The sequence below is a fragment of the Streptomyces sp. NPDC001933 genome, from assembly GCF_042890955.1.
GTDB lineage: Bacteria > Actinomycetota > Actinomycetes > Streptomycetales > Streptomycetaceae > Streptomyces.
Map to the genome: position 1 here is coordinate 68,057 of NZ_JBIASS010000012.1, position 23,503 is coordinate 91,559.

At 73.3% G+C, this 23,503-nt stretch carries 20 protein-coding genes and 1 pseudogene; 12 read left to right on the top strand and 9 right to left on the bottom strand.

Annotation, left to right across the window (positions count from 1 at the left end; translation table 11 throughout):
• Positions 1-98: 98 nt before the first annotated feature.
• Together ACFYY7_RS27095 and ACFYY7_RS27100 are read left to right on the top strand one after the other, a co-directional pair.
• A complete protein-coding gene (locus ACFYY7_RS27095) occupies positions 99-1,007 on the top strand; it encodes a 5'-3' exonuclease H3TH domain-containing protein (protein ID WP_388665613.1) in 909 nt (302 codons plus the stop codon).
• Positions 1,008-1,053: 46 nt separating this feature from the next.
• On the top strand, positions 1,054-1,896 hold the full coding sequence (locus ACFYY7_RS27100; protein WP_388665327.1) for a siderophore-interacting protein: 843 nt from the start codon (positions 1,054-1,056) through the stop codon (positions 1,894-1,896).
• Positions 1,897-1,959: 63 nt separating this feature from the next.
• Here ACFYY7_RS27100 and ACFYY7_RS27105 read toward each other — a convergent pair whose 3' ends face one another.
• Positions 1,960-2,655: a MerR family transcriptional regulator gene (locus ACFYY7_RS27105; RefSeq protein ID WP_388665329.1), complete on the bottom strand. Its 696-nt coding sequence runs from the start codon at positions 2,653-2,655 to the stop codon at positions 1,960-1,962.
• Between the two features lie 171 nt (positions 2,656-2,826).
• On the opposite strand from ACFYY7_RS27105, the gene ACFYY7_RS27110 reads away from it, so the two are divergent.
• Positions 2,827-3,798: a hypothetical protein gene (locus tag ACFYY7_RS27110; RefSeq protein WP_388665331.1), complete on the top strand. Its 972-nt coding sequence runs from the start codon at positions 2,827-2,829 to the stop codon at positions 3,796-3,798.
• On the top strand, positions 3,795-4,265 hold the full coding sequence (locus tag ACFYY7_RS27115; RefSeq protein ID WP_388665333.1) for an ABA4-like family protein: 471 nt from the start codon (positions 3,795-3,797) through the stop codon (positions 4,263-4,265). The genes ACFYY7_RS27110 and ACFYY7_RS27115 overlap by 4 nt, the downstream gene beginning before the upstream one ends.
• Before the next feature lie 9 nt (positions 4,266-4,274).
• On the opposite strand, the gene ACFYY7_RS27120 is transcribed toward ACFYY7_RS27115, so the two are convergent.
• The 3 genes from ACFYY7_RS27120 to ACFYY7_RS27130 all read right to left on the bottom strand — a co-directional run bounded on the left by ACFYY7_RS27120 (position 4,275) and on the right by ACFYY7_RS27130 (position 7,022).
• Positions 4,275-5,054 (bottom strand): ABC transporter permease, encoded by a 780-nt coding sequence (locus tag ACFYY7_RS27120; RefSeq protein ID WP_388665335.1) that lies wholly within the window; start codon positions 5,052-5,054, stop codon positions 4,275-4,277.
• Positions 5,051-6,106, bottom strand: coding sequence for an ATP-binding cassette domain-containing protein (locus ACFYY7_RS27125; RefSeq protein WP_388665337.1), 1,056 nt, complete (start codon positions 6,104-6,106; stop codon positions 5,051-5,053). The genes ACFYY7_RS27120 and ACFYY7_RS27125 overlap by 4 nt, the downstream gene beginning before the upstream one ends.
• Before the next feature lie 199 nt (positions 6,107-6,305).
• A complete protein-coding gene (locus ACFYY7_RS27130; RefSeq protein WP_388665339.1) occupies positions 6,306-7,022 on the bottom strand; it encodes a PadR family transcriptional regulator in 717 nt (238 codons plus the stop codon).
• A gap of 116 nt (positions 7,023-7,138) precedes the next feature.
• Here ACFYY7_RS27130 and sigK point away from each other — a divergent pair, with 116 nt between their 5' ends.
• From sigK to ACFYY7_RS27155, 5 genes are all read left to right on the top strand, one after another.
• Positions 7,139-7,723 carry an ECF RNA polymerase sigma factor SigK gene (gene sigK / locus ACFYY7_RS27135; RefSeq protein WP_388665341.1) on the top strand — a complete coding sequence of 195 codons (585 nt, stop codon included), beginning with the start codon at positions 7,139-7,141 and terminating at the stop codon, positions 7,721-7,723.
• A gap of 101 nt (positions 7,724-7,824) precedes the next feature.
• The gene (locus tag ACFYY7_RS27140) at positions 7,825-9,186 is read left to right on the top strand and encodes a cryptochrome/photolyase family protein (RefSeq protein ID WP_388665343.1); all 1,362 of its coding nucleotides are present in this window, start codon (positions 7,825-7,827) and stop codon (positions 9,184-9,186) included.
• Between the two features lie 61 nt (positions 9,187-9,247).
• A complete protein-coding gene (locus tag ACFYY7_RS27145; RefSeq protein ID WP_388665345.1) occupies positions 9,248-10,852 on the top strand; it encodes a molybdopterin-dependent oxidoreductase in 1,605 nt (534 codons plus the stop codon).
• 79 nt (positions 10,853-10,931) lie between these two features.
• Complete coding sequence (locus tag ACFYY7_RS27150) at positions 10,932-11,912, top strand: ADP-ribosylglycohydrolase family protein (RefSeq protein WP_388665347.1); 981 nt, start codon at positions 10,932-10,934, stop codon at positions 11,910-11,912.
• A gap of 120 nt (positions 11,913-12,032) precedes the next feature.
• Positions 12,033-12,476, top strand: a complete 444-nt coding sequence (locus ACFYY7_RS27155; RefSeq protein WP_388665615.1) for an SPW repeat protein — start codon at positions 12,033-12,035, stop codon at positions 12,474-12,476.
• 86 nt (positions 12,477-12,562) lie between these two features.
• Here the strand turns inward: ACFYY7_RS27155 and ACFYY7_RS27160 are convergent, their stop codons facing one another.
• The 5 genes from ACFYY7_RS27160 to ACFYY7_RS27180 form a co-directional block, all read right to left on the bottom strand.
• A complete protein-coding gene (locus tag ACFYY7_RS27160; RefSeq protein WP_358948830.1) occupies positions 12,563-13,636 on the bottom strand; it encodes a DUF917 domain-containing protein in 1,074 nt (357 codons plus the stop codon).
• Entirely contained in the window at positions 13,629-15,224 is a 1,596-nt protein-coding gene (locus tag ACFYY7_RS27165) for a hydantoinase/oxoprolinase N-terminal domain-containing protein (protein WP_388665349.1), read from the bottom strand. Before ACFYY7_RS27165 ends, ACFYY7_RS27160 begins: the two co-directional genes overlap by 8 nt.
• A gap of 50 nt (positions 15,225-15,274) precedes the next feature.
• A complete protein-coding gene (locus tag ACFYY7_RS27170) occupies positions 15,275-16,723 on the bottom strand; it encodes a purine-cytosine permease family protein (RefSeq protein ID WP_388665351.1) in 1,449 nt (482 codons plus the stop codon).
• 89 nt (positions 16,724-16,812) lie between these two features.
• Positions 16,813-18,153 (bottom strand): hydantoinase/oxoprolinase N-terminal domain-containing protein, encoded by a 1,341-nt coding sequence (locus tag ACFYY7_RS27175; protein ID WP_388665352.1) that lies wholly within the window; start codon positions 18,151-18,153, stop codon positions 16,813-16,815.
• Positions 18,150-19,196, bottom strand: coding sequence for a DUF917 domain-containing protein (locus ACFYY7_RS27180; protein WP_388665354.1), 1,047 nt, complete (start codon positions 19,194-19,196; stop codon positions 18,150-18,152). Before ACFYY7_RS27180 ends, ACFYY7_RS27175 begins: the two co-directional genes overlap by 4 nt.
• Positions 19,197-19,296: 100 nt before the next feature.
• Here ACFYY7_RS27180 and ACFYY7_RS27185 point away from each other — a divergent pair, with 100 nt between their 5' ends.
• The 3 genes and pseudogenes from ACFYY7_RS27185 (at position 19,297) to ACFYY7_RS27195 (ending at position 23,503) form a co-directional block, all read left to right on the top strand.
• Positions 19,297-20,868, top strand: coding sequence for a PucR family transcriptional regulator (locus tag ACFYY7_RS27185; protein WP_388665356.1), 1,572 nt, complete (start codon positions 19,297-19,299; stop codon positions 20,866-20,868).
• A 27-nt stretch (positions 20,869-20,895) separates the two neighbouring features.
• A pseudogene (locus tag ACFYY7_RS27190) lies at positions 20,896-22,161 on the top strand (allophanate hydrolase); the annotation flags it as partial.
• Positions 22,162-22,369: 208 nt separating this feature from the next.
• Complete coding sequence (locus ACFYY7_RS27195; RefSeq protein WP_388665358.1) at positions 22,370-23,503, top strand: LLM class flavin-dependent oxidoreductase; 1,134 nt, start codon at positions 22,370-22,372, stop codon at positions 23,501-23,503.

A 23,503-nucleotide genomic window follows, 5' to 3' on the forward strand; every position in this document is an offset into this window, starting at 1 on the left:
AAGCCACCCAGAAGTCACCCCGGAGTTCTCCGCGCCCGGCGTCCGGGGCGGCCGGTGTCAGTGGGGTGCGGCATCATCGGGGTGTGACGCGACGCCTGATGCTCCTCGACACCGCTTCCCTCTACTACCGCGCCTACTTCGGGGTCCCCGACTCGGTGTGCGCCCCGGACGGGACACCGGTCAACGCCGTGCGCGGCCTGCTCGACTTCATCGGGCGCCTGGTGCAGGACCACCGGCCGGACGACCTGGTCGCCTGCATGGACGCGGACTGGCGGCCCCACTGGCGGGTCGAGCTGATCCCGACGTACAAGGCGCACCGGGTCGCGGTGGAGACCGCCGAGGGGCTGCCCGACGAGGAGGAGACCCCCGACACGCTGGCCCCGCAGGTGCCCGTCATCGAGGACGTGCTCGACGCGCTCGGCATCGCCCGCGTCGGCGTCGCGGACTACGAGGCGGACGACGTGATCGGCACGCTCACCGGCCTGGCCACCGGCCCCGTGGACATCGTCACCGGCGACCGGGACCTCTACCAGCTGGTCGACGACGCGCGCGGGGTCCGGGTGCTCTACCCACTGAAGGGCGTCGGCTCGCTCCAGCTGACGGACGAGGCGTGGCTGCGGGAGAAGTACGGCGTGGACGGCTCCGGCTACGTCGATCTCGCCCTGCTGCGCGGCGACCCCAGCGACGGGCTGCCGGGCGTCCCGGGCATCGGCGAGAAGACCGCGGCGAAGCTGCTGGACGCCTTCGGTGACCTGGCCGGGATCATGGCCGCCGTCGACGACCCGAAGGCCAGGCTGACGCCGTCGCAGCGCAAGCGGCTCGACGAGGCGCGGGACTACGTGGCCGTCGCGCCGAAGGTGGTCCGGGTCGCCGGTGACGTACCGCTGCCGGAATTCGATCCCACGCTGCCCGCCGGGCCGCGCGATCCCGCTGCCCTGGAAGCCCTCGCCAAGCGGTGGGGGCTGGGCGGAGCGGTGCAGCGCCTGCTCTCCACTCTCCAGGGCTGAGGTGCTAGCTTAGGTAAGCCTAAGCAATCGGAGCAGGGAGAACCTCGTGGCAGAACGACCGGCGCGGCAGGCGCCCCAGGCGCAGGGGGCCGAGGTGCTGCGCACCGAGCGGATCACCCCGCACATGGTGCGCGTGGTGCTCGGCGGTGAGGGCCTCGCCGGCTTCGAGCTCGCCGGGTTCACCGACCACTACGTCAAACTCTGCTTCGCCCCCGAGGGCGCCGACTACGCGCACCCCTTCGACATGGCCCGCATCCGCGAGGAGCAGCCGCGCGAGCTGTGGCCCACGACTCGTACGTACACGGTGCGCTCCTGGGATCCGGCCACCCGTGAGCTGGCGATCGACTTCGTGGTCCACGGCGACGAGGGCCTCGCAGGGCCCTGGGCGCTGCGGGCGGCCCCGGGCGACCGGGTGACCTTCCTCGGTCCGGGCGGCGGCTACGGCCCGGACGCCTCGGCGGACTGGCACCTGCTGGCGGGCGACGAGAGCGCGCTGCCGGCCGTCGCGGCGGCCCTGGAGCGGATGCCGGCGGGTGCGGTGGTGCACGCGTTCATCGAGGTGGCGGACGCCGCCGAGGAGCAGAAGATCGTGACGCCGGACGGTGTCGGGGTGACCTGGCTGCACCGCGGGGAGCGCCCGGTCGGCGAGGCGCTGACCGCCGCGGTGAAGGGGCTCGATTTCCCCGCGGGCGAGGTCCAGGCGTTCGTCCACGGCGAGGCGGGCTTCGTGAAGGAGATCCGCCGCCATCTGCGCCTGGAGCGCGGGATACCGCTCTCCCGGCTGTCGATCTCGGGCTACTGGCGGCTCGGCCAGAACGACGACGCCTGGCGCTCGGTCAAGCGCGAGTGGAACGCACAGGTGGAGCGCGAGCAGGAAGGCGCCGCGTAACACCGGATCGCACAGGTATGCCCCGGCCCCCGGCCGGGGCATACCCGCGTCCGGGCCCCCGGCTCACCCACCGGCGCCCGGCACCTCCGTGCTTTCCACACCCTCGCCGTCCGGACCGCCGTCCCTGGCGCCGCCCCCGTCGTAGGCGCGCGCGGACGCGTCCACATGCGCGAGCCGTCGCAGCGCGCTGAACATCGCCTCGCCCAGCACCGTCCCCACCACCACGCTCTCCACCAGGTCCTCGCGCGCCACCCGCCGCCCCACGTAGTCGAGGTCGGCCCGCGCGACCGGTTCGGCGGCGGCCGCGTAGTCGTCGAGCAGCTCGACGAAGCCCCCGTGCCCCGCCCGCCGCAGCGCGACGATCACCCCGGCCAGGGACTCGCCCGCCGGACCGTGCGCCTCGACCCGCCAGCCCCGCCGCTCCACCAGCTCCGCCACCTCGTCGCGGGCGTCCTCCAGTTCGGGCCCCGCCTCGTCCTCGTGCAGCGGGGTGAGGCGCTTCGCCGCGGCGTTCAGCACCTTGTGCACCGGCTGCGCCGGGTCCTCGACCACCCGCAGCACATCGCCGATGGCGGCCAGCGAGAGCCCGCCGACATCCAGCAGGGCGCGGATCAGCCGCAGCCTGCGCTCGTGCCCGGAGTCGTAACTCGCCTGGTTCGGACTGGTCAACTGCCCTGCCGGCAGCAGCCCTTCACGTACATAGAACTTGATCGTCGGTACCGGGACCCCGGACCTGCTGCTCAACTCGCCGATGCGCACTGCGTGTTCTTCCTTCCGCGCTTGCCGACTTCCGCGCTTGCCAATCCCCCGACCCATCATAGATAGTTCCACTATCGGATAGCGGGAAGTGCCACTATCCATAATCTCTGAGGGGTCCTCATGTCCTCCTGGCGTTCCTGGCATCGCCCGTTAGTCCTCTTCGCCGCGGTGATGGCCGTCATGACGGCCGTCTCGGCCATCGGCCTCATAGCCGACGACCGGGTCCTCGCGGGCGCGGCGATATGGTTCAAACCGTTCAAGTTCGCGGTCTCGTTCGTCGTGTACGCACTCGCCCTCGCCTGGATGCTGACGCTGGTCACCCGTGGCCGACGGATCGGCTGGTGGGCCGGGACCGTTGTCGCGCTGTCCAGCCTGGTCGAGATGGCGATCATCACCGGGCAGGTGATCCGCGGGAAGCGGAGCCACTTCAACCACGCCACACCGTTCGACGAGTCGCTGTTCAACGCGATGGCCGTCACCGTCGTCATCCTGTGGACCAGCACCCTGGTCATCGCGATCCTGCTGCTGCGCGCCCGGATCGCCGACCGCGCCTCCGCCTGGGCGATCCGCTCGGGTGTACTGCTCGCCCTGGTGGGCGCCGGATTCGGCTTCCTGATGACCCAGCCCACCCGCGAGCAGCGGGCGGCCGGGAACCTGGACACCGCCGATGTGATCGGCGCGCACTCCGTCGGCGTACCGGACGGCGGCCCGTCGATGCCGCTGACCGGCTGGTCCACTACCGGCGGCGATCTGCGCATCCCGCACTTCATCGGAATGCACGCGCTCCAGCTGCTGCCGCTCTTCCTGCTCGCGCTGGTCGCCCTGGCCCCGCGCTTCCCGCGGCTGCGCGACCCGCGGGTCCGGCTGCGGCTGGTACTGGTGGCCTCGGGGGCGTACGCGGCGGTCGTCGCGCTGGTCACCTGGCAGGCGCTGCGCGGCCAGCCGCTGATCCACCCCGACGGTGCGACGCTCGGTGCCGCCGCGCTGATCGTGGTAGCGAGCACCGTCGGCACGCTGGGGGCACTGAGGCCGGCTCCCGCAGGGCAGCGAACAGGCACGAGCCCCGAATCCGACGCCGGTTCCGACACCGACGCCGTCTCCGGCTCCGAATCCGCTTCCGCCCAGAAGGAGTTCGCGTCATGACCGGTGCGCTCTTCGAGATCTCGTTCTTCCTGGCAGCTCCGTTCTGGCTGCTCATGATCCTGGCGCCCAACTGGCGTCCCACGGCGCGCGTCGCCGCCTCGCCGCTCACCGTCCTGCCGGTACTGGCGCTCTACCTGATCATGGCCGTGCCCGTCTTTCCCGAGCTCTGGGACGCGGTGCGCAGCCCCGACATCGACACCTTCCGAGATCTGATGGCGCTGGCGAACGGGGCCGGGGCGATCTGGGCGCAGGTGATCGCCTGGGATCTGCTGCTGGGCCAGTGGATGTACCTGGAGGGGCGGCGGCTGGGGATCTCGCCGCTGGTGATGGGGCCGTTGCTGGTGCTGACGATTCTGCTGTCGCCGTTCGGGCTGCTGGTCTTCCTCGCGATGAGGGCGGCGCTGAAGCCGAGGACCCGGCCCGGGAGTGCGGTCCCGGACCGGGTCGGCGGTACGAAGCTGTCGTAGGCGCGCCCGTCAGACGGACTTCTGGTACGAGCGGAACGTGCGGGTCGACAGCGCGACCGCCACCACCGCGAGAAGCAGCAGGGCTCCCCCGCGGCCGGCCACCACGCCCCAGTCCGGGGCGGCGGTCAGCGCGGAACGGCCCGCCACCATCGCCCAGTCGACCGGGTTGAAGTCGGCGACGTGACGCATCCAGGACGGCATCTGGCCCGGGGCCATGAAGGAGGAGGAGAGGAAGGTCAGCGGCAGCAGCAGAAAGGTGTTGATGCCGATGATCGACTCTCGCCGGCGGACCAGCATGCCCAGGGCGTTGGAGAGCGCGCCGAAGACCGTGCCGAGCAGGACCGAGGCGACCACCAGGATCAGCAGTCCGCCCGCGCCGCCCGGGTAGGAGGCCCCGGCGGCCCGGCCGAGCAGCACGATGACGACGGACTGCACGGCGGTACTGATGCCGTTCTGCACGACGTTGGCGTTCATCAGCGCGTTGCGGCTGACCGGTGTCGTCAGGAAGCGGTTGAGCGTGCCGCGCTCGATCTCCTCCAGGGTGCCCATCCCGGCCCACATGCTCGACCCGAGCGCGCTCATCACCACGATGCCCGGGATCAGGTAGTCCAGATAGGACGTGGTGCCGAAGCCGCCGAGTTCCACGACCTTCTTGAAGAGGTTGCCGAACAGGAACAGCCAGATCACCGGCTGGATCAGGGAGATCACCAGAAAGACCGGCTGCCGGATGATCGCCGTGAGCTGACGCTGGGTCATGTACCAGGTCTGGACGAGTGCTTGACCGCTCATCGGCCGCCTCCGGCAGGGGTGAGGACGGGGGCCCGCCGGACGTCCGCGCCGTCGGCCTCGGCCTCGGCTTCGGAGAAACGGCGTCCTGCGTAGCGCAGATAGACGTCGTCGAGGGAGGGGCGGGCCACGGTGGCGGCGGCGACCGCCGCTCCGGCCCGCTCCAGGGCGGTGAGCAGGACGGGTACGGCCGCGGCGCCGTCCTCGGCGCGTACGCTCACCCGGCGGCCGTCGACCAGCACCTCGTGCACACCGGGCAGTCCGGTGAGCGCGGCGGTGATCACCGCGGTGTCGCCGCCGGTACGCAGCTCCAGGTGGACGGCGTCGCCCCGGAGTTCGCCCTTGAGTTCGTCGGGAGTGCCCTCGACGACGGTCCGGCCGCGGTCGACGATCGCGATGCGCTCGGCGAGCCGGTCGGCCTCGTCCAGGTAGTGCGTGGTCAGGACGATGGTCAGCCCGTCGTCGCCGGCCAGCCGGGCGATCTCGTCCCACATCGCGGTACGGGCCTCGGGGTCGAGTCCGGTGGTGGGTTCGTCGAGAAAGAGCACCTCGGGACGGTGGACCAGGCCGAGCGCCACATCGAGGCGTCGCTGCATCCCTCCGGAGTAGCCCTGGACCCGGCGGTTCCCTGCGTCGGCGAGGTCGAAGCGGTCCAGCAGCTCATCGGCGCGGCGCCGGACGTCCGCGCCTCGCATCCCGTACAGCCTGCCCTGGAGCAGGAGGTTCTCCCGGCCGGTGGCGACCGGGTCGGCGCCGGACTTCTGGGCGACGACGCCGATGGCGCGCCGGACCCGGTCGGGGTGGCGCAGTACGTCGTGTCCGGCGACGGTCGCGGTGCCGGAGTCGGGGCGGGCCAGGGTGGTGAGGATCTTCACGGTGGTGGACTTGCCGGCGCCGTTGGGGCCGAGCAGTCCGAAGACCGTGCCGGCCTCGATGCCGAGGTCCATGCCGCGCAGGGCGGTGACATCGCCGGGATAGGTCTTGATCAGGTTTCGCGCCGCTACCGCGGGCGCACGGGTGCTGTTCCGCGCCGCTGCGGGCGCACGGGTGCTCATGACAGAGCTCTCCTGTGGTTCGGCGGGGTGCTCGGGCGCACCGAGCACTCGGGCATGCCGAGCCGAATCCGCGTGAAGAGCGCCGGGCTATCCTTGGTGTGCCGCACCTCGATCGCCCGGTTCGCCTCCACGGCGTGACCGGTCCGGGGTTCGAGACCCCGGCGGTCGCTGCTCCAACAGCTCCCGTCGGGGTCTTTTCTCACTCTGGGTCCTCTGTCCGGCCCTTCCGCTCCGGGTCCAGGACGATCTCCTTCTCGTCCAGGTCCTGCCAGTCCGACGGGATCGCACCGGTCTCGTGGAAGGATTTCCACTCCTCGATGCCGCTGATCGTCTCGTCGGTGAGTTCGTTGCGGAAGTTCTTGATCCACTCCAGCTGTGCGTCGATCATGTGGAGCTGGTACTCGGTCTCGATGACGAAGATGCGGGGCAGCTTCTCCCCCAACTGGCCGAGGACACCCCGCAGGGCCGCCGACTGGATCGCCAGCGCCGCCGCCCGGGTCTCCAGCAGCTCCGCCACTTCCTGCGGCGGCAGCACCGGCAGCAGCGCCAGCGCCGTCTCGAAGACCGGGTACTCGGCGGCGGGGACGGCGAGCAGATCGGAGAGCCAGTCCACCATCTCCGCCCGCCCGGCCTCGGTGATGCCGTAGAGCGTGCGCTCGGGGCGGTTGCCCTGCCGCTGGACGCCGGCCACCTCCACGTACCCGTGCTTCTCCAGGTTCTGGACGACGGTGTAGAGCGAGCCGAAGTTGATCTTGACGCTGTGTTCCTTGCCGCGCCGCCGAAGCGTCTGGGCGATCTCGTACGGATGCATGGAGCGCTCGGCGAGCAGCACCATGACCGTCAGCGCCAGCGGATTGCTGAGCTTGCGCCGCTTGGCCACTGCCCCCACCACCCCTGCCCCGGATCGACTCGTCATCGAATACTCGCGGGCGAACATATCGCGTTCACCCGGACGCGTCAACCAAGATGTATCGCGATTTCCGGGAGGCGTGGAAGGATCTCGCGCACCGGTCCGCCAGAGAGGGAGCCCGTGTGAAGGAAGCCGCGCGCATCGGCGGAGCGTCGGCGGCAGGGCCCGACCTCCAGGAGTTGCTGGGGCTGGTCGCCCGGGGCGATCAGGAGGCCTTCGCCGCGGTGTACGCCGCCGTGAGCGGGCCCGTCCTCGGGCTGGTACGGAACGTGCTCCGGGATCCGGCCCAGGCGGAGGAGGTCGCGCAGGAGGTCCTGGTCGAGGTGTGGCGGTCGGCCCCCCGCTTCCGGCCCGCCCGCGGCAGCGCGATGAGCTGGGTGCTGACCCTCGCCCACCGCCGGGCCGTGGACCGGGTGCGCTCGGCCGAGGCGTCGGCGGCCCGTGAGCGCGCGGCGGCGCTGCTGGACCGTACGCCCGCCTACGACCAGGTCACCGAGCAGGTGGAGGCCAGGCTGGAGCACGAACAGGTCCGCCGCTGCGTGGGGCGGCTCTCCGAGGTTCAGCGCCAGTCCGTGACCCTCGCGTACTACCGGGGGTTGACCCACCGCGAGGTGTCGGAGCTGCTCTCCGTGCCGCTCGGGACGGTCAAGACACGGCTGCGCGACGGGCTGACCCGGCTGCGCGACTGCCTCGGGACGAGCGAATGACCGGCACCGGGCCGATATCGGGGCCACACCGGGCCGCCCCCGGGCCGACACCGGGCCGCCCCCGGAAGCGCACACCTCCATGACCGGGAAGGACACACTCCATGACTGTCTCCGTCGCACTGTTCACCTCCGACCTGCGGGTGCACGACAACCCGGTGCTGCGGGCCGCGGTACGGGAGGCGGATGCCGTCGTTCCGCTGTTCGTGCGCGATCGGGGCATCCACCGGACCGGCTTCGACGCTCCGAACCGGCTGGCCTTCCTCGCCGACTGCCTCGCCGATCTCGACGCGGCGCTGCGCCACCGCGGCGGACGGCTCGTGGTCCGGGACGGCGACGTGGTGGCCGTCGCCCGTGCCGTGGCCGTGGAGACCGGAGCGCGGAGTCTGCACGTCGCCGGCGGGGTGAGCGGGTACGCGACGCAACGCGAGAGCCGGCTCCGTACGGCGCTGGCGGCGGTCGGCTGCGCCGTGCACGTCCACGACGCGGTGGTCACCGCGGTCGCCCCGGGCCGGGTCGTCCCGGCGGGCCGTGACCACTACGCGGTGTTCACGCCGTACCTGCGCCGTTGGCAGGAGGCGGGGGTACGGGGAACACTGGCCGCGCCACGGGCGGTGCGGCTGCCGGACGCAGTGGTGCCGGGACCGTTGCCGGAGCGGGCGGCGGTGGCCGGCGTCTCCCCCGGGCTAGCGAGGGGCGGCGAGTCGACCGGACGCCGGCTGCTGTCGTCCTGGCTGCACGGCCCGCTGGCCGGCTACGAGAGCGGCCACGACGATCTGGCCGGTGACGCGACCTCCAGGCTCTCCCCCCACCTCCACTTCGGCTCTCTCTCGGCGGCCGAAGTGATCAACCGGGCGAGGCAGCGGGGCGGACCGGGCGCCGACGCGTTCGTACGGCAGCTGGCGTGGCGGGACTTCCACCACCAGGTGCTCGCCGCACGGCCGGACGCAGCCCGGGAGGACTACCGCACCCGGCACGACCGCTGGCGGTGCGACGAGGACGAGATCCGGGCCTGGCGCACGGGGCGCACCGGCTATCCGCTGGTCGACGCGGCGATGCGGCAGCTGGCGTACGAGGGCTGGATGCACAACCGGGGCCGGATGCTCGTGGCCGGCTTCCTCACCAAGACGCTGTACGCCGACTGGCGGGTGGGTGCCCGGCACTTCCTGGACCTGCTGGTCGACGGCGATGTGGCGAACAATCAGCTCAACTGGCAGTGGATGGCGGGCACCGGTACCGACACCCGGCCCAACCGGCTCCTGAATCCGGTCGTCCAGGGCAAGCGGTTCGATCCGCGCGGCGCCTATGTGCGCCGCTGGGTGCCGGAGCTCGCGGAGCTGGCGGACGGCGAGATCCATGAGCCGTGGAAGCTCACCGGGCCGCGCCGGGCCGCGATCGACTACCCGGATCCGCTCGTCGGCCTGGCCGAGGCACGCGCCCGGTTCGAACGGGCCCGCGGCCTGTAACGGCCCGCGACCGATCGGGTGAGGGACCAATCCGCCCGGCGCCGGGCGACGAATCCCGGTCGTGAGTGAAGACCGAGACGATGCACAGCCCGCCGGAACCGCCCGGCCCCCTCGACCGGGCGCGACGCGCACCGCCCTCGCCGCGCTCAGCGGTCTGATCGCCGGGTTCTGCGCCCTGGCGGTCGCCGAGCTGGCCGCGGCCCTCGTACGTCCCGAGGCGGGCCCGGTCACGGCGGTGGGAGGTGCGGTGATCGACCGCACTCCCCCGGCCGTGCGGGACTTCGCCGTACGGAACTTCGGCACCGCCGACAAGCTGGCGCTCCGGCTCGGGATCCTGGTCCTCCTGGCGCTCTTCGCCATGGCGATCGGGGTGCTGGCGCTACGTCACCGACGGCTGGGGTCGGCCGCCGTCCTGGTCTTCGGCCTGGTCGGGGCGGTGGCGGCGGCAGGGCGTCCGGAGGGCGTGCCGGCCGACGCGCTGCCGTCGGTGGTGGGTGCCGCGGTAGCAGTAGCAGTGCTGTATCTCCTGGCCGGACGGCTTGCACCGGCGCCCGGTGCCGGTCCCGCGGACGGCGGATTCGACCGCCGCGGCTTCGTGGTCGCGGCCACCGCCACGGCGGCGGTCTCCGCCGGGGCGGGACTCCTGGGCCGCCGGCTCACCTCCTCCGTCCAGGCGGGGGCCTCCGCCTCCCGTCATGACCTGGTCCTCCCGGCCCCGCGGTCCGCCGCCCCGGCGGTGCCGGCCGGAGCCGATCTGAGGATCCGGGGGCTGACCCCGTTCATCACCCCGGACGAGGACTTCTACCGGGTGGACACGGCGCTGGTCGTGCCACGCGTCGATGCCGGCGCCTGGCGGCTGAGGATCCACGGCCGTGGTGTGGCGCGGCCCGTCACCGTCGGCCTGCACGACCTGCTGCGAAGGGAGGTCGTCGAACGCGACGTCACCCTGGCCTGCGTGTCCAACGAGGTCGGCGGACCCCTGGTCGGCAACGCCAGGTGGCTCGGGGTGCGACTGGCCGACCTGCTGCGCGAAGTGGGAGTACGTCCCCCGTCCGAGGGCGGCCCCGCCGACCAGATCGTGGCGCGTTCCGTCGACGGCATGACGATCGGCACACCGGTCGAAACGGTCATGGACGGGCGCGACGCGATGCTCGCCTTCGGCATGAACGGTGAGCCGCTGCCCTTCGAGCACGGCTTCCCGGTCCGGATGGTCGTCCCCGGCCTGTACGGATACGTGTCGGCCTGCAAGTGGATCGAGGACATCGAGCTGACCACGTTCGCCGCCTACGACGCCTACTGGGTCCGGCGCGGCTGGGCCCAGCAGGCGCCGGTCAAGACCGAGTCCCGGATCGACACCCCCCGCACGTCCGCCTCCCCGAAGGCCGGCATCGTGCCGGTGGCCGGGGTCGCCTGGGCCCAGCACCGCGGCATCTCCCGGGTCGAGGTCCGGGTGGACGGCGGGAAGTGGCACACCGCCCGCCTGGCCGCCGCCGGCACCCGCGACACCTGGCGCCAGTGGGTGTGGGAGTGGCCCGCCGCATCCGGCCGTCACACCCTGGAGGTCCGCGCCACCGACGGAACCGGCGCCACCCAGACCGGCATCCGTACGGGCACCGTGCCCGACGGTGCGACCGGCTGGCACTCGGTGGTGGTCGACGTGTCCTGAGCCCGGGTACCCCCACGAAGTACAGCCGGGCACACCCCTACGACGTACAGCAGGAGCTCGCGCTCCGTACGCTGACCGGATGAGACGTCCTGGCATGGTGGACCGGCAGGACCGGGTGGCGGGTGCCGTCGTGGGTTCGGCGGTGGGTGACGCGCTGGGCGCGCCCTTCGAGTTCGGGCCCGCCGGTGTGTACACGGCGCGCTTCCCCGACGGCGTCGGCACGATGTGCGGGGGCGGCGGCTGGGACCCCGGCGAGGCCACGGACGACACGCAGATGGCCGTGCTGGTCGCGGAGTCCCTGCTGGAGCGGGGCGGCCTGGACCTTCCCGACATGTTCGGCCGGTTCCGCAGGTGGGCGGCGGGCGACCCGAAGGACATCGGGCTCCAGACCGAGGAGGTCCTGACGAGCGGTGAGGCGTGGGACCTCGCGGCGGCGCTGCACTTCCAGGTGAGCGGACGTGCGGCGGGCAACGGTTCGCTGATGCGGGCGGCCACCTCCGCCGTGTACTTCGCGGCCCGGGGCCGTGCGGCGACCATGGACGCCGCCCGCCGGATCGCCGCCCTGACCCACGGCGACCGGGCCGCCTGGGAGGGCACCGCCGTGCTCCACGAGCTGATCCGGGTGGCGCTGGACGGCGGCGATCCGCTCTCCGCCGTCCCGGACGTCCTGGAGAGCGTGCACGAGGATCACCGGGGCCGCTGGGCCACCGTCCTCGCGCCCGGCTGGCGCCCGGAGGCGGCGACGGAGTTCAACGGTGCGGTCTGGCCGTGCCTGGGCACCGCGCTGTGGGCGCTGCGCACCACGGATTCGTACGAGAACGCCCTGGCCGCCGCCGTGGACGTGGGCGGGGACACCGACACGGTCGCCGCCGTGACCGGCGCCCTGGCGGGTGCGGTGCACGGCTTCGGCGCGATCCCCCCGCGCTGGACCGAGCCGCTGCACGTACCGCTTCCGGGGTACGGGGACCGGGTGCTGCGGACGCCCGGACTGGTGGCCCTGGCCGGGCGGCTGGACAGTGCGTCACCGCGTGCGGTTCCCACGGATTTCCGCGAGTCCTGAATCTACACATAAGGGCGGTATAAGCGCAGAATGGCAGAGCAGGCCGCTCAACGCGCACAACTGGCGCGGTCGGTCGCTGCGGTGGTCGACGGTCTGCCGGGAGCGAAGGAGACGAACCCCATGTCAAACATCTCGCACACCGGCCGTGACATCGCCAGTCACCCCGATGTCTCCGAAATGCGCGATCGTTATGCCCGCATGCTCGGTGGCCGCGATGTGGCCCTGGTGGACGCACCGGTGTTCCTCGTCGGTCTCTACTGCGCCATCTCGCCGTGGGTGCTGCACTTCACGGCAAGTCAGCCCACACTCGCGACGCACAACCTGATCATGGGTCTCGCGATCGCCGCGCTGGGCCTCGGGTTCACCGTGATGCCGGAACGCATGTACGGCCTGAGCTGGGCCATCTGCGCGATGGGGATCTGGACGATCCTCGCGACGTGGATCGTCGGCAGCAGCCCCGACCTCGGCATCGTCCTCAACAACGTCATCATCGGCGGCCTGACCATACTGCTGGGCCTGGCCTGCGTCGCCGTGTCCATGAAGAGCGGCAAGCGGACGGTCTGAGACGAGGGATCGTCCGGCGGAAGGGAATGCCCGGCCGGCCCGCTCCGTGCGGACCGGCCGGGCGCCGGAGCGGACCGGCCCGTGGGTCAGCTCTCGCGGAACGGCAGGTAGTCCACGTCGTACCCGAAGTACCGCGGCCCGGCGAGCGCCAGGCCGCCCGGGGTGGTCCAGCGGGGGTCGCAGGGCGCCGCGAGGACGCTGACGCGCAGGCCGTAGCGCAGCCCCTCCGTGGTCACCGGATCGCCGGTGTCGGTGTCCAGCACGCAGATCAGGTCGGGCGTGGTGGCGACCGTCTCGCCGTCGCGGGTGGCCAGCAGATGCTCGTTCTGGAAGCCGAGTTCGAGCACCCGGCCCGCGTCGTCGCCGATGCCCTCGATCCGGGCGCTGCCCCGGGCGAAGCCGCCCTCGGTGCGGCGGCTGACGTCGATCACCTTGCCGGTCAGCAGATGGGTTCCGGACAGCATGGTCCGGGCCGCGAGCACCGGGTCGGTGTGCGCCGCCCGCGCCTCGCGCACCGCTGCGCCCAGCCGCTCGGCGAGCGTCAGCGTGGCGGGGACGAGCCCGTCGGTGAGCTGGTCGCCGCGCATCACGGTGTCGGCGCTGGAGATCTGGCAGCCCAGCTCCACGCAGACCGCCCGCGCGATGCGCTCGGCGGCGTGGTTGGAGACGGCGTCGACGATGATGCTGTTGCCCTTGTCGTCGGCGAGCGCCATCGGGGTGTTGGCCACCCCGATCAGGCCGGGCAGCACCATCTGCGCCTCGGGGAAGGCGCGGCCCATGGCGTCGCCGTCCACCAGCGGCAGCCCGGCCTCGGCGGCGCAGGCGATGGGCAGCATGGAGTTGACGCCGCCGACCTCGATCGGTGCGATGTGGGTGGCGGCCCGGCCGATGTGCTTCTCCAGGGCGCGCAGCGCGGCCACTTCCTCGCCCCCGGCGGGGACGCGTTCCAGCAGCACCGTCGGTGCCCCCATCCCGGAGACGGGGACCACCGTCGCGTCGTCCGGCACCTCGTCGAAGGCGACGAGCCGCACCGGGCCGTACTTGCGGATGGCCTCGCGGGCCAGCAGCTTGCCGATGTACGGGTCGCCGCCCCCGCCGGTGCCGAGGATGCCCGCGCCGCGCGCGATGTCGTCCAGGTTGTCGAGGTTGATCTCACGCATGTGACGCTGCTCCATGGATGTCGCGCGCCCCGGCCGGGGCGTGGGTGGTACCGATGCCGTTCAGGTCGAGGTCGCCGACCGCCTTGACGCGGATACGGGTCGCGCCGCCGGGCAGGTAGGCCAGCGGGACCTCCTCCACGTCGACGACGCGGACCGTGCCGGGCCTGGCGCCCGCGCTCTCGGCCCGGCCCACCGCCTCCTCGCGGGCCTCGGCGAGCACCGCGTCCCGGCGCCCCCCCGGGACCTGGAAGACCCGGTCCACCTCTCCGCCGACCTGGGCGATGGCGGCGCCCACCGCGTTGGCGACGTCGAAGTGGCCGGGGCGGCGCACATCGTCGAAGCCGGGCAGGGCCGCGGGCACCAGCACGCTGCCGCCGCCGACCGCGACGACCGGCAACGCCCCCGCCGAGGTACGCATCCGGTCCACGGTCTCCGCCAGCCGCTCCGCGATCCGGTCGAGCGCGCGGGCGGTGAACTCCGGGTCCAGGTGGGCGACCCGGGAGCGGTCACCGATGTCGGCGCGGCCCGCGGCGACCGCGAGATCGGTGGCCGTCAGGGTGTCGCCGCCGAAGACCAGCGCCTCCTCGGTGAGCCGGAATCCGACCGAGCGGGGACCGGTCTCGCCGTCGGGCGACACCAGGGAGCCGCCGCCGATGCCGAGCGAGAGGACGTCGGGGATACGGAAGTTGGTCCGGATGCCCGCGGCCTCGCTCTCGCCCGCCGCCTCGCGCGGGAAGCCGCCGGCCAGGATGCCGACGTCCGCGGTGGTGCCGCCGACGTCGACGACCGCGCAGTCCCCGAGGCCGGACAGGAAGGCGGCGCCGCGCATCGAGTTGGTGGGCCCGGAGGCGAAAGTGGCCACCGGGTAGGCGCGGGCGAAGTCCACGTCCATCAGGGTGCCGTCGTTCTGCGACAGGAAGAACGGGGCGGTCAGCGACACCTCGGCGAGCGACTTGGCGAACGACTCCACGATCACGGTCGCCAGGTCGCGCAGGGCCGCGTTGATGATCGTGGCGTTCTCGCGGGCCAGCAGCCCGACCCGGCCGAGCTCGTGCGAGAGCGAGAAGTGCACGCCGGGGCCCAGTTCGGCGGCCAGGATCTCGGCGGCCCGGCGCTCGTCCTCCTCGGCGACCGGGGAGAACACCGAGGAGACGGCCACCGAGGTCAGTCCGCGCGCGGCGATGTCGGCGGCGGTGCGCTTCAGCTCCTCGGGGTCGAGCGGCGACAGCGGCCGTCCGTCGAACTCCCGCCCGCCGTGGCAGAGATAGCCGTGCCCGCCGACGGCCGCCCGCTGGCGCTCCGGCCAGTCGGTCATCGGCGGCAGGGCGGCGGTGGCGGGCAGGCCGAGGCGTACCGCGGCGACGGGGGCGAGCCGGGCGCCCTCGATCAGCGCGTTGAGGAAGTGGGTCGTGCCGATCATCACGGCGGTGACCGATTCCATCGGCGGGTCCAGGGCCCGGATCGCCGCGGTCACGCCGGAGGTGACGTCGGAGGTGGTGGGGGTCTTCGCGGTGGCGATGATCCGGTCGTCGTCCCCCAGAAGGGCGGCGTCGGTGTTGGTGCCTCCGACGTCGATTCCGATGCGCATGGTGTGTCTGTCTTTCGTAGGGGGTTGGGGTGTCGGGGCGGGCATACGGGTCAGGCGATGGCCTTCGACGACCAGGCCGTGCCCGATTCCGCCTCGATCGCCGCCGCGGGACGTGCGGGCTGTTCGAACGGCAGGTCGCGGGCGCCGCGCACCAGGCCGAGCTTGCCGAGGACGACATAGCCGAGCCCGGCCAGCAGCAGGGAGTTGAGCGCCGGGATGCCCCACCACTGGTAGTGGTCGCCGAGCCAGCCGAACAGGGAGGCGGCGGCCCACAGGGCGATGGTCGCGGGCACCCAGCTGGGTTCGGTCTCGGGCAGCCGGCCGGCGGCGCGCGAGGCGTCCAGCTGCGGGCGCCACTTCTTCACCACGAAGTACTCGGCGACCATGATTCCGGCGACCGGCGGGGTGAGGACGCCGAGCACCGTGAGGAAGTCGGTGAACCGGTCGAGGATTCCGGCGGCCGCGGCGAGGCTGCCGAGGACACCGATCGTGACGGTCGTGCCGACCCGGTTGAGCCGGACCTTGAAGAGCGCCTCGACCGCGCCGATCAGGCCGAGCGAGGAGGAGTACAGGTTCCAGTTGTTGATCTTCACGGTGGCGGAGACCAGGACGATGACGCCGATGACACCGGAGGAGGACGTGATGATCGCGATCAGGTCGGAGGACTTCACCGCGTAGGCGAGCAGCACCCCGCCGAGGCCCAGCACGTACTCGCCGAGGCTGATGCCCACGACCGTCTGCTTGACGACGTCGCCGGTGTTGCGGTTGAAGCGGGTCATGTCGGGGGTGGTGACCGCGCCGACGATGTACGAGCCGGCGACGATGGTCGCGCCGGTGGCGATGGACATGTGGGCGCCGAACGGTGCCGAGGCCACCAGGTCGCCGACGTTGTGCCGGGAGAACTCGACCATCATCGCCCAGCCCGCGAGGCCGAGGAAGGCGGGAACGGTGACGAAGGCGGTCCAGCCCATGGCGCGGAAGCCGCGCAGGACGAGTGCGGTGACGCCGAGCCCGCAGATCAGGCACCAGGCCCAGACCGGCAGCGCGGGCACGATGGAGTGCAGCCCGGCCGCGAACACCGCCGTCTGCACACCGAACCAGCCGAACAGGCTGACCGCGATGACGAGTCCGATGAGGGTGGAGCCGTAACGGCCGAAACCGGTCCAGCGGACCAGCATCGAGGTGGACAGGCCCTCCCGCATGCCGGCGATGCCGACGAATATGCAGACGATCTCCAGGATCACCGAGCCGAGCGTGAACGCCCAGAAGGCGCCCCAGAAGGAGAGTCCGGCGCCGAGCGCGGCACCGAGCAGGAACTGCGTCAGGTCGGAGAGCTGGCCGAAGCGCTGCACGGCGACGTTGAACCAGGAGTAGCGGGCCGCGCGCGGCACCCGCTCCAGCGGGTAGTCCTCGTCCTGCTGCGTCTGCGCCGATGTCTGCGCCTGTGTCTGCTGTGTCTGCGTGGATGGTTCTTGGTGCACATCGAACTGCTGGGTCATGGGGACGGATCCTCGGGTGAGCGGGTGAGCGGGCAGGAGGGCGCAGCAGCACGGCACCGGCCTGCTGCGGTGGGGCGGGGAGCGGGGGTTCAGAGCGGGAGGGGCGGTCCTACGGCACGGGCCCGCAGGAGCACCGCCCCGGGCAGGTACGGCACCGGAAGGTCCGGTTCCGCGTGGGTGCGTACGCGCCTGGGATCGGCCCCGGCCCGTACGGCGCCGGCCCGGGCCAGGTCGCGTACCTCGTCCCGTACGGCGTCGAGCCGTCGCCCGGGTCCCCGGCGGACGATCCGGTCGTACTGGCCGCCGACCGGGCTGGCCGCCGCGCCGAACGCCCCGGCGACGCCGCCGTGTCCGGGCCGTACGACGTCGAACCCGGCCAGCACCTTCGCGGGTACGCCGCCCGCACCGCCGCCGACCAGGATCAGCGGGAGGAGTCCGGCGGCGGGGCGCATCCGGTCGGCGGCCTCGGCGAGTTCGCGGTGGGCGTCGGCGCGCACGGTGATCAGGTCGGGGAAGCGCACGCTGACCGGGACACCGCCGATGCGTTCCCCGGGGCCGGCCTCCTGGGGGTAGCCGCCGGTCAGCGCACCGACCCGGGCGCGGCGTTCACCGATGTCGGCGACCACGGCGTCCTGGAGGCCGGCCAGGAGTCCGGCGCCGCGGATGGTGCAGGCGGGTCCGCTGCCCAGGCTGAGTCCGGGCTGGCGGCGCAGGTACTCCAGGCTCATCAGCGTGCCGTCGCTGCGGGTGACGAGGACGGCGGCGCCGGGGGCGAGGCCGAGCCGGGGCAGGGTGGCGGTCAGTTCGTCGGCGACCCGGGCCACGAGCACGGACAGGGCCGCGTCGAGGACCGTGGCGTTCTCGCGGGCCAGCAGGTCGAGGGTGCCGACGTCGCTGGAGAGCAGGACGGTCGTGTCGGGGCCCGTCTCGGCGCGCAGGATCTCGGCGGCCTCCCGCTCCTGGCCCCCGTCGACGGGCGAGAACACGGCGGTGACTGCGAACGCCTCGGCGCGTCCGGCAAGCGAGGCGCCGAACCGGGCGACCGCGTCCCGGTCGAGCGGCGTGGTGTCACGGGGCGCCAGACCACCGCCGCCCCGCACGTTCGCGGTGCCGGCGCACACGGCGTCGCGCAGCGCCTCGGGCCAGCCGAACAGCGGCCGCACGGCGTCGGCGGCCGGGCCGCCGACCCGCAGCACGCCGACCCGGGCGAGCCCGTGTCGTTCCCTGACCGCTCGGGCGGCGACCCGCAGGCCCACGGCGAGCTGGGTGGCCCGGCCGCGCAGCCCGGCAGGGAGCGCGCGGACGGCGGCGGCGAGCGATCCGACGGCGTCCCCGGCCAGCGAGGGCACCTTGACGGCCCGCACCGCCCGGTCGCCGTCGAGGAGCACGGCATCGGTGTTGGTGGGCCCGACATCCACGCCGAGGATCATGAGGTGCCTCCCGGAGCCCGGAACCCGTCGGCGGCGCAGGCGAGGCCGGCCAGACCGAATGCTGCGGGCCCGGCGAGCCGCAGGCCCTCGGGGGTGTACCAGGCGGGGTCCGAGGGGAGCGTGACGAGGTGGACGCGCAGTCCGTAGCGGACCTCCTCGACCGGGACGGCCCAGCCGGTCGTCACGTCGACCAGGGCGATGACGTCCGGTACGACGGCGAGCGGGGTGCCGTCCTCCAGGGCCGCGACGAATTCGCTGCGGGCCTCGACGAGCACCAGCCGGCCCGCGTCGGGGCCGCCGCCCTCCAGCAGGACACCCGTGGCGTCGTCGCTGTCGGCGCCCTCGGTGGCGTACCTCCGGACGGAGGAGACCTTGCCGGTCAGCAGCGGGGCCGGTCCTTCGCCGCGGCCCAGCGCCAGGGCGCGGGTGACCGATCCGAGGACGGCGTGCCGGGCCGCCTGCCCGGCGGTGAGCGGGTAGTCGGTGGACGCGGCGCGCCCGCCGAAGGCGACGACGGCGGCGCGGGCGAACTGTTCGAGGTGCGCGCCGTCCACGTCGTCGACCACGACGGTGTGACCGTGCTCGTCGGCGAGGACGGCCGGTCCCGGACGCAGCCCGGCCAGCTCCAGGACGTTCTGGTCCATCCGGGGAAAGGCCCGGCCCATCGAGTCGGCGTCGAGCAGCGGCAGCCCCAGCCGGGCCGCCCAGGCGACGGCGACGCAGCCGTTGAGGCCGCCGATCTCGCTGCTCATCACCGCGGCGACCGGTGCGCCGTGCAGCGCCTCGAAGCGTTCCCGCAGCCGCGCGGGCTCGTTCCGGCCGCCGATCCGTTCGGCGGCGACGGCGGGCGATCCGACCAGCCCCACCGGCATGACGAGCGCGTCGGCGGGAAGCGCCGCCGGGTCGACGACGGGCACCGGACCGCACTCCTCGATCGCCTGTCCGGCGACGGGAAGGGTCACATCGGCGGGTCCGCCGCCCCCTGATCCCAGGACGGCACAGCCCCGCGCGAAGTCGGCGAGTGCTCCGGCGTCCACGTGCATGAATCCCAGCGTACGGAGACGGATCGCGCCCCCCATGGGCCATCGGCCCGTGATTCGGCGGCCGGGTGTGCTCGTGGCACATCGGCAGCACACTGGAGGGATGGCGAACATCCTGGAACTCCTCTCCTCCCCCGGACTCGAAGCGGTCCGCCCGCTGGTGGGCCCGCTCGACGCGGTGGAGGTCACCGGGGTGCGGCTGGAGCCGCGCCCGGACCGGCTCGCCGCCATCCCCGCCGGGACGGTCGCCGTGCTGCTGGCCCCGGTGCCGGGGCATCTGCTGGACGTGGCGGTGCGGGACGCGGCCGCGGCGGGAGCCGCAGCTCTCGTCCTGACGGGCGTGACCGAGGCCCCGCACGGGCTGCCCGCCGAGGTCACGGCCACGGCACGGGCGCTAGCCGAGCGGGGCCGGGTCGCGGTGCTGTACGCCGAGGGGGACCTCGCGGCTCTCGTGGTGGCCGTGGAGCGGGCGGTGGCCGGGTCTGCGGCGGACGCGCTGGCCCGGGTCGAGGCCGCGGCGCGGGAGGTGACGGCGGTCGCGGGCGACCCCGACCGGGTGGCCGCGGCGGCCGGCCGCGCCCTGGGCGTGCCCGTGGAGCTGCGCGCCGCGGGTCCGGGCGAGGAGGGCGCGGCCGCCGCGGGCCCGGACGGCGAGATCCGGCTGGCGGCCCCGGCCCGCCCCGGCCACGCGGGTACGGCGGTGCGCTCGGTCCTCGCGCTGGCGGCGCTCGCCGCGGCGGGCGGCGGGCACGGCGACGTTCCGGTGCGCTCCCGGGGCCGGCTGCTCGCCGAACTGCTGGTGGCCCCGCAGGACCAGGCCGCCCGGCTGGCCGCCCGGGGCCGGGCGCTCGCGCTGCCGGTGGACGGCTGGCACATCGCGCTGCGGGTCGAAGCGGGCGGTCTGGACGCCTCGAACCGGCCGAAGGCCCTGGACGCGGTGATGTCCCAGGCACTGACCCTGCTGCGGACCTGGGACGGGCCGACGACCGGCCCCGGCACCACCACCGCCCCGTCCGCCCCCTCCGCCTCGTCCCCGCAGTCCGCCGACTCCGTCCAGTGGAACGCCGCGTTGGTCGACGACGCCCTCGTGCTGCTCAGCACCTGGCCCGCGGACCCGGGGACGAACGGGCGGCGCGCCACCCTGGCCCGCGCCCGCCGGGTGGTGGACCGGCTGGCCGGACTGCGCCCGGAGGCCGGTCTGCGGTGCGGCGTGGGCTCGCCGCACCGGGGCCCGCTGGGCATCCGTACCTCCGCCCGGGAGGCCCGTGCCGCGGTGCCGCGCGGTGCGGGGGCCGCGGTGGCGGCGCACGACGCGGTGGGCCTGGACCGGATGCTGCTGGAGTGGTACGCCTCCGACACGGCGCGCGAGGCGGTCAGCGAACTCCTCGCCCCGGTACTGGCGCTGGGCCCGGAACGCGCCGAGCCACTGCTGCGCACGCTCCAGGGGTACCTGGACCACAACAACTCGCCCGCCCGCGCCGCGGACGCGCTCCATCTGCACAGGAACGCGGTGGGCGCCCGCATCCGCAAGGTCGTCCAGCTGACCGGCGCCGACCTGAACGAGCCGGATGTCCGCCTCGCGCTCCAACTGGCCTGCCGCGCGGGCCTGTCCGCTCACCCGACCGAGCCGGCGACGACCGCCGGCGGCGCGCCCGACGCCCCGACGGCACAATGAGGCAGGACAAGAATCCGAGGACCGACCATGGCGACAACCTCCCGCGTCCTCGACCGCGTCCGGGACGCCCATGCCCGTATCGACGCGGTGGAGCGCCCCGAGCTCTGGATCGATCTGCGCCCCCGGCACGACGTGGAGGCGGAGGCCGCACGGCTCGACGCCCGCCTGGCCTCGGGCGAGCGGCTCCCCCTGGCGGGCCGCCTGCTGGCCGTCAAGGGAAACATCGACGTGGCCGGCCTCCCCACCACCGCGGGCTGCCCCTCGTACGCGTACGAACCGGGCTCCGACGCCCCGGCGGTGGCCCGGCTGCGCGCCGCCGGTGCCCTGGTGATCGGCACGACCAACATGGACCAGTTCGCCACCGGCCTGACCGGCACCTGTTCCCCGTACGGCGCGGTGGCCTGCGCGTACGATCCCGACCGGATCGGCGGCGGCTCCAGCTCCGGCTCGGCGGTCGCCGTGGCCCTGGGCATCGTGGACATCGCCCTGGGCACCGACACCGCGGGCTCCGGCCGTGTCCCCGCCGCGTTCAACGGCGTCTTCGGGCTGAAACCGACCCGCGGTCTCGTACCGACCGACGGCGTGGTCCCCGCTTGCGCGAGCCTGGACTGCGTCACCGTCTTCGCCCGTACGCTCCCCGAGGCCGAACGGGCGATGGCCCTGATGGTCACCCCCGCCCCGCACCCCGACCGCTCCCGTGCCCCGGGCCCCTGGCGGATCGCGGTCCCGCCCACCGGTCAACTGGAAGCCGCCCCGAACTGGGCGGCGGCGTACGAGTCGACGGCCGCCCGGCTCCGTGCGGCGGGAGCGGTGCTCCGGCCGGTCGATCCGACGCCGTTCACCGAGGCGGCCGCGATGCTGTACGACTCCGCATTCGTCGCCGAGCGCTATGCCGCGGTCGGCGCGTTCATCGACGGCGCGCCCGACGCACCCGGCCTCGACCCAACGGTGGCGGCGATCATCACCGCGGCCCGCGACATCCCGGCGCACCGGCTCTTCGCCGACCGGGCCCGGCTGGCCGGCCTCCGTGCCGCCGCGACGGCCGCATTCGGCGACGCGGACGCCCTCCTGCTGCCCACCGTGCCGGAACACCCCACGCTCGCCGAGGCCATGGCGGACCCGCGGGCCGTCAACGCCCGCCTCGCCCGGTTCACCGGCTCCACCAACCTGTTCGACCAGTGCGCGGTGGCGGCCCCCGCCGGTGAGGTGGACGGGCTGCCGTACGGCGTGATGCTGATCGGCCCGGCACACACCGATGAACGCCTGGCCCGCATCACCGAACTCGCCGGACCCGCCCGCCCCTTACTCCCGGGAACCGGTTGACCGCTCACCAACACACCTGTTCCACTGGACGGATGCGCCCTCAGCTGCGGCTGGTCACCCGTGACCACATCGACTTCGGTCGAGTGTGGTCCGCCTCGTGTTGCCGCTGACCGTTCCCACGTCAGCGCTTCCCACGACCGGTTCTCCACTTCTCCGCAGCACGAGATGAGGCTTCGCCATGCCCGTCGAGTTTCTCGGCATCGCAGCAACGAACGAAGGTTCCGAGGTGACAGCCCGTTCCGGGGCGTCCTTCGACAAGGAGTACACCCTCAAGCTGGCCCGCGCGCACGAGGACCACGGCTGGGACCGGGTGCTGTTCGCCTACGGTTCCGGCTCCCCCGACCCGTCCCCGGCCGCCGCCTATGTCGCGGGCCGCACCGAAAAGCTCCAGATCCTGGTGGCGCACCGCCCCAACGTCTCGTACCCGACGTTCGCCGCCAAGACCTTCGCGACCCTGGACCGGATCAGCGACGGCCGCCTCGCCGTGCACTTCATCACCGGGGGCAATGACCACGAGCAGCAGCGCGAGGGCGACTTCCTCACCAAGGACGAGCGGTACGCGCGCACCCGTGAGGCCATCCGGATCATCAAGCGGGCCTGGACCTCGCACGAGCCCTTCGACCATGAGGGCACGCACTACCGCTTCAACGACTTCGTGAGCGACACCTTCCCCGTGCAGCAGCCGCATCCGCAGGTCTCGTTCGGCGGTTCCTCGGCGGCGGCGTACGCGGCCGGGGGCGCCGAGGCCGACATCTACTGCCTGTGGGGCGAGCCGCTGGCCCAGACCGCGGAGCAGATCGCCTCGGTGAAGGAGGCCGCGAGGGCGGCGGGCCGTACGGACGTGCCGCGGATCCAGGTCGCCTTCCGCCCGATCATCGCGCCCACCGAGGAACTGGCCTGGGAGAAGGCCCACCGCACCCTGGCCCGGATCAGGTCCCACAAGTCGGGCACACCACGGAAGGCCCCCGAGAACACGGGCTCCCGGCGCCTCCTTGCGGTGGCCGCCGCGAACGACCGCCACGACCGCGCCCTGTGGACACCGACCGCGGCGGAGACCGGCGGCGCCGGCAACTCGACGGCCCTGGTGGGAACCCCCGAGACGGTGGCACAGGCCCTGCTGGACTACTACGACCTGGGCGTGGACATCTTCTCGGCCCGCGGCTACGACCTCCTGGACGACGCGATCGACTTCGGCCGCCACGTCATCCCGCTGGTCCGCGAGGAAGTAGCCAAACGAGACGCGGCCAACACATCCAGCTTCTCCGGCCACTCCCAGCCCTCTCCGGCCACACCCAGTCCCGCCGGCGTTTGA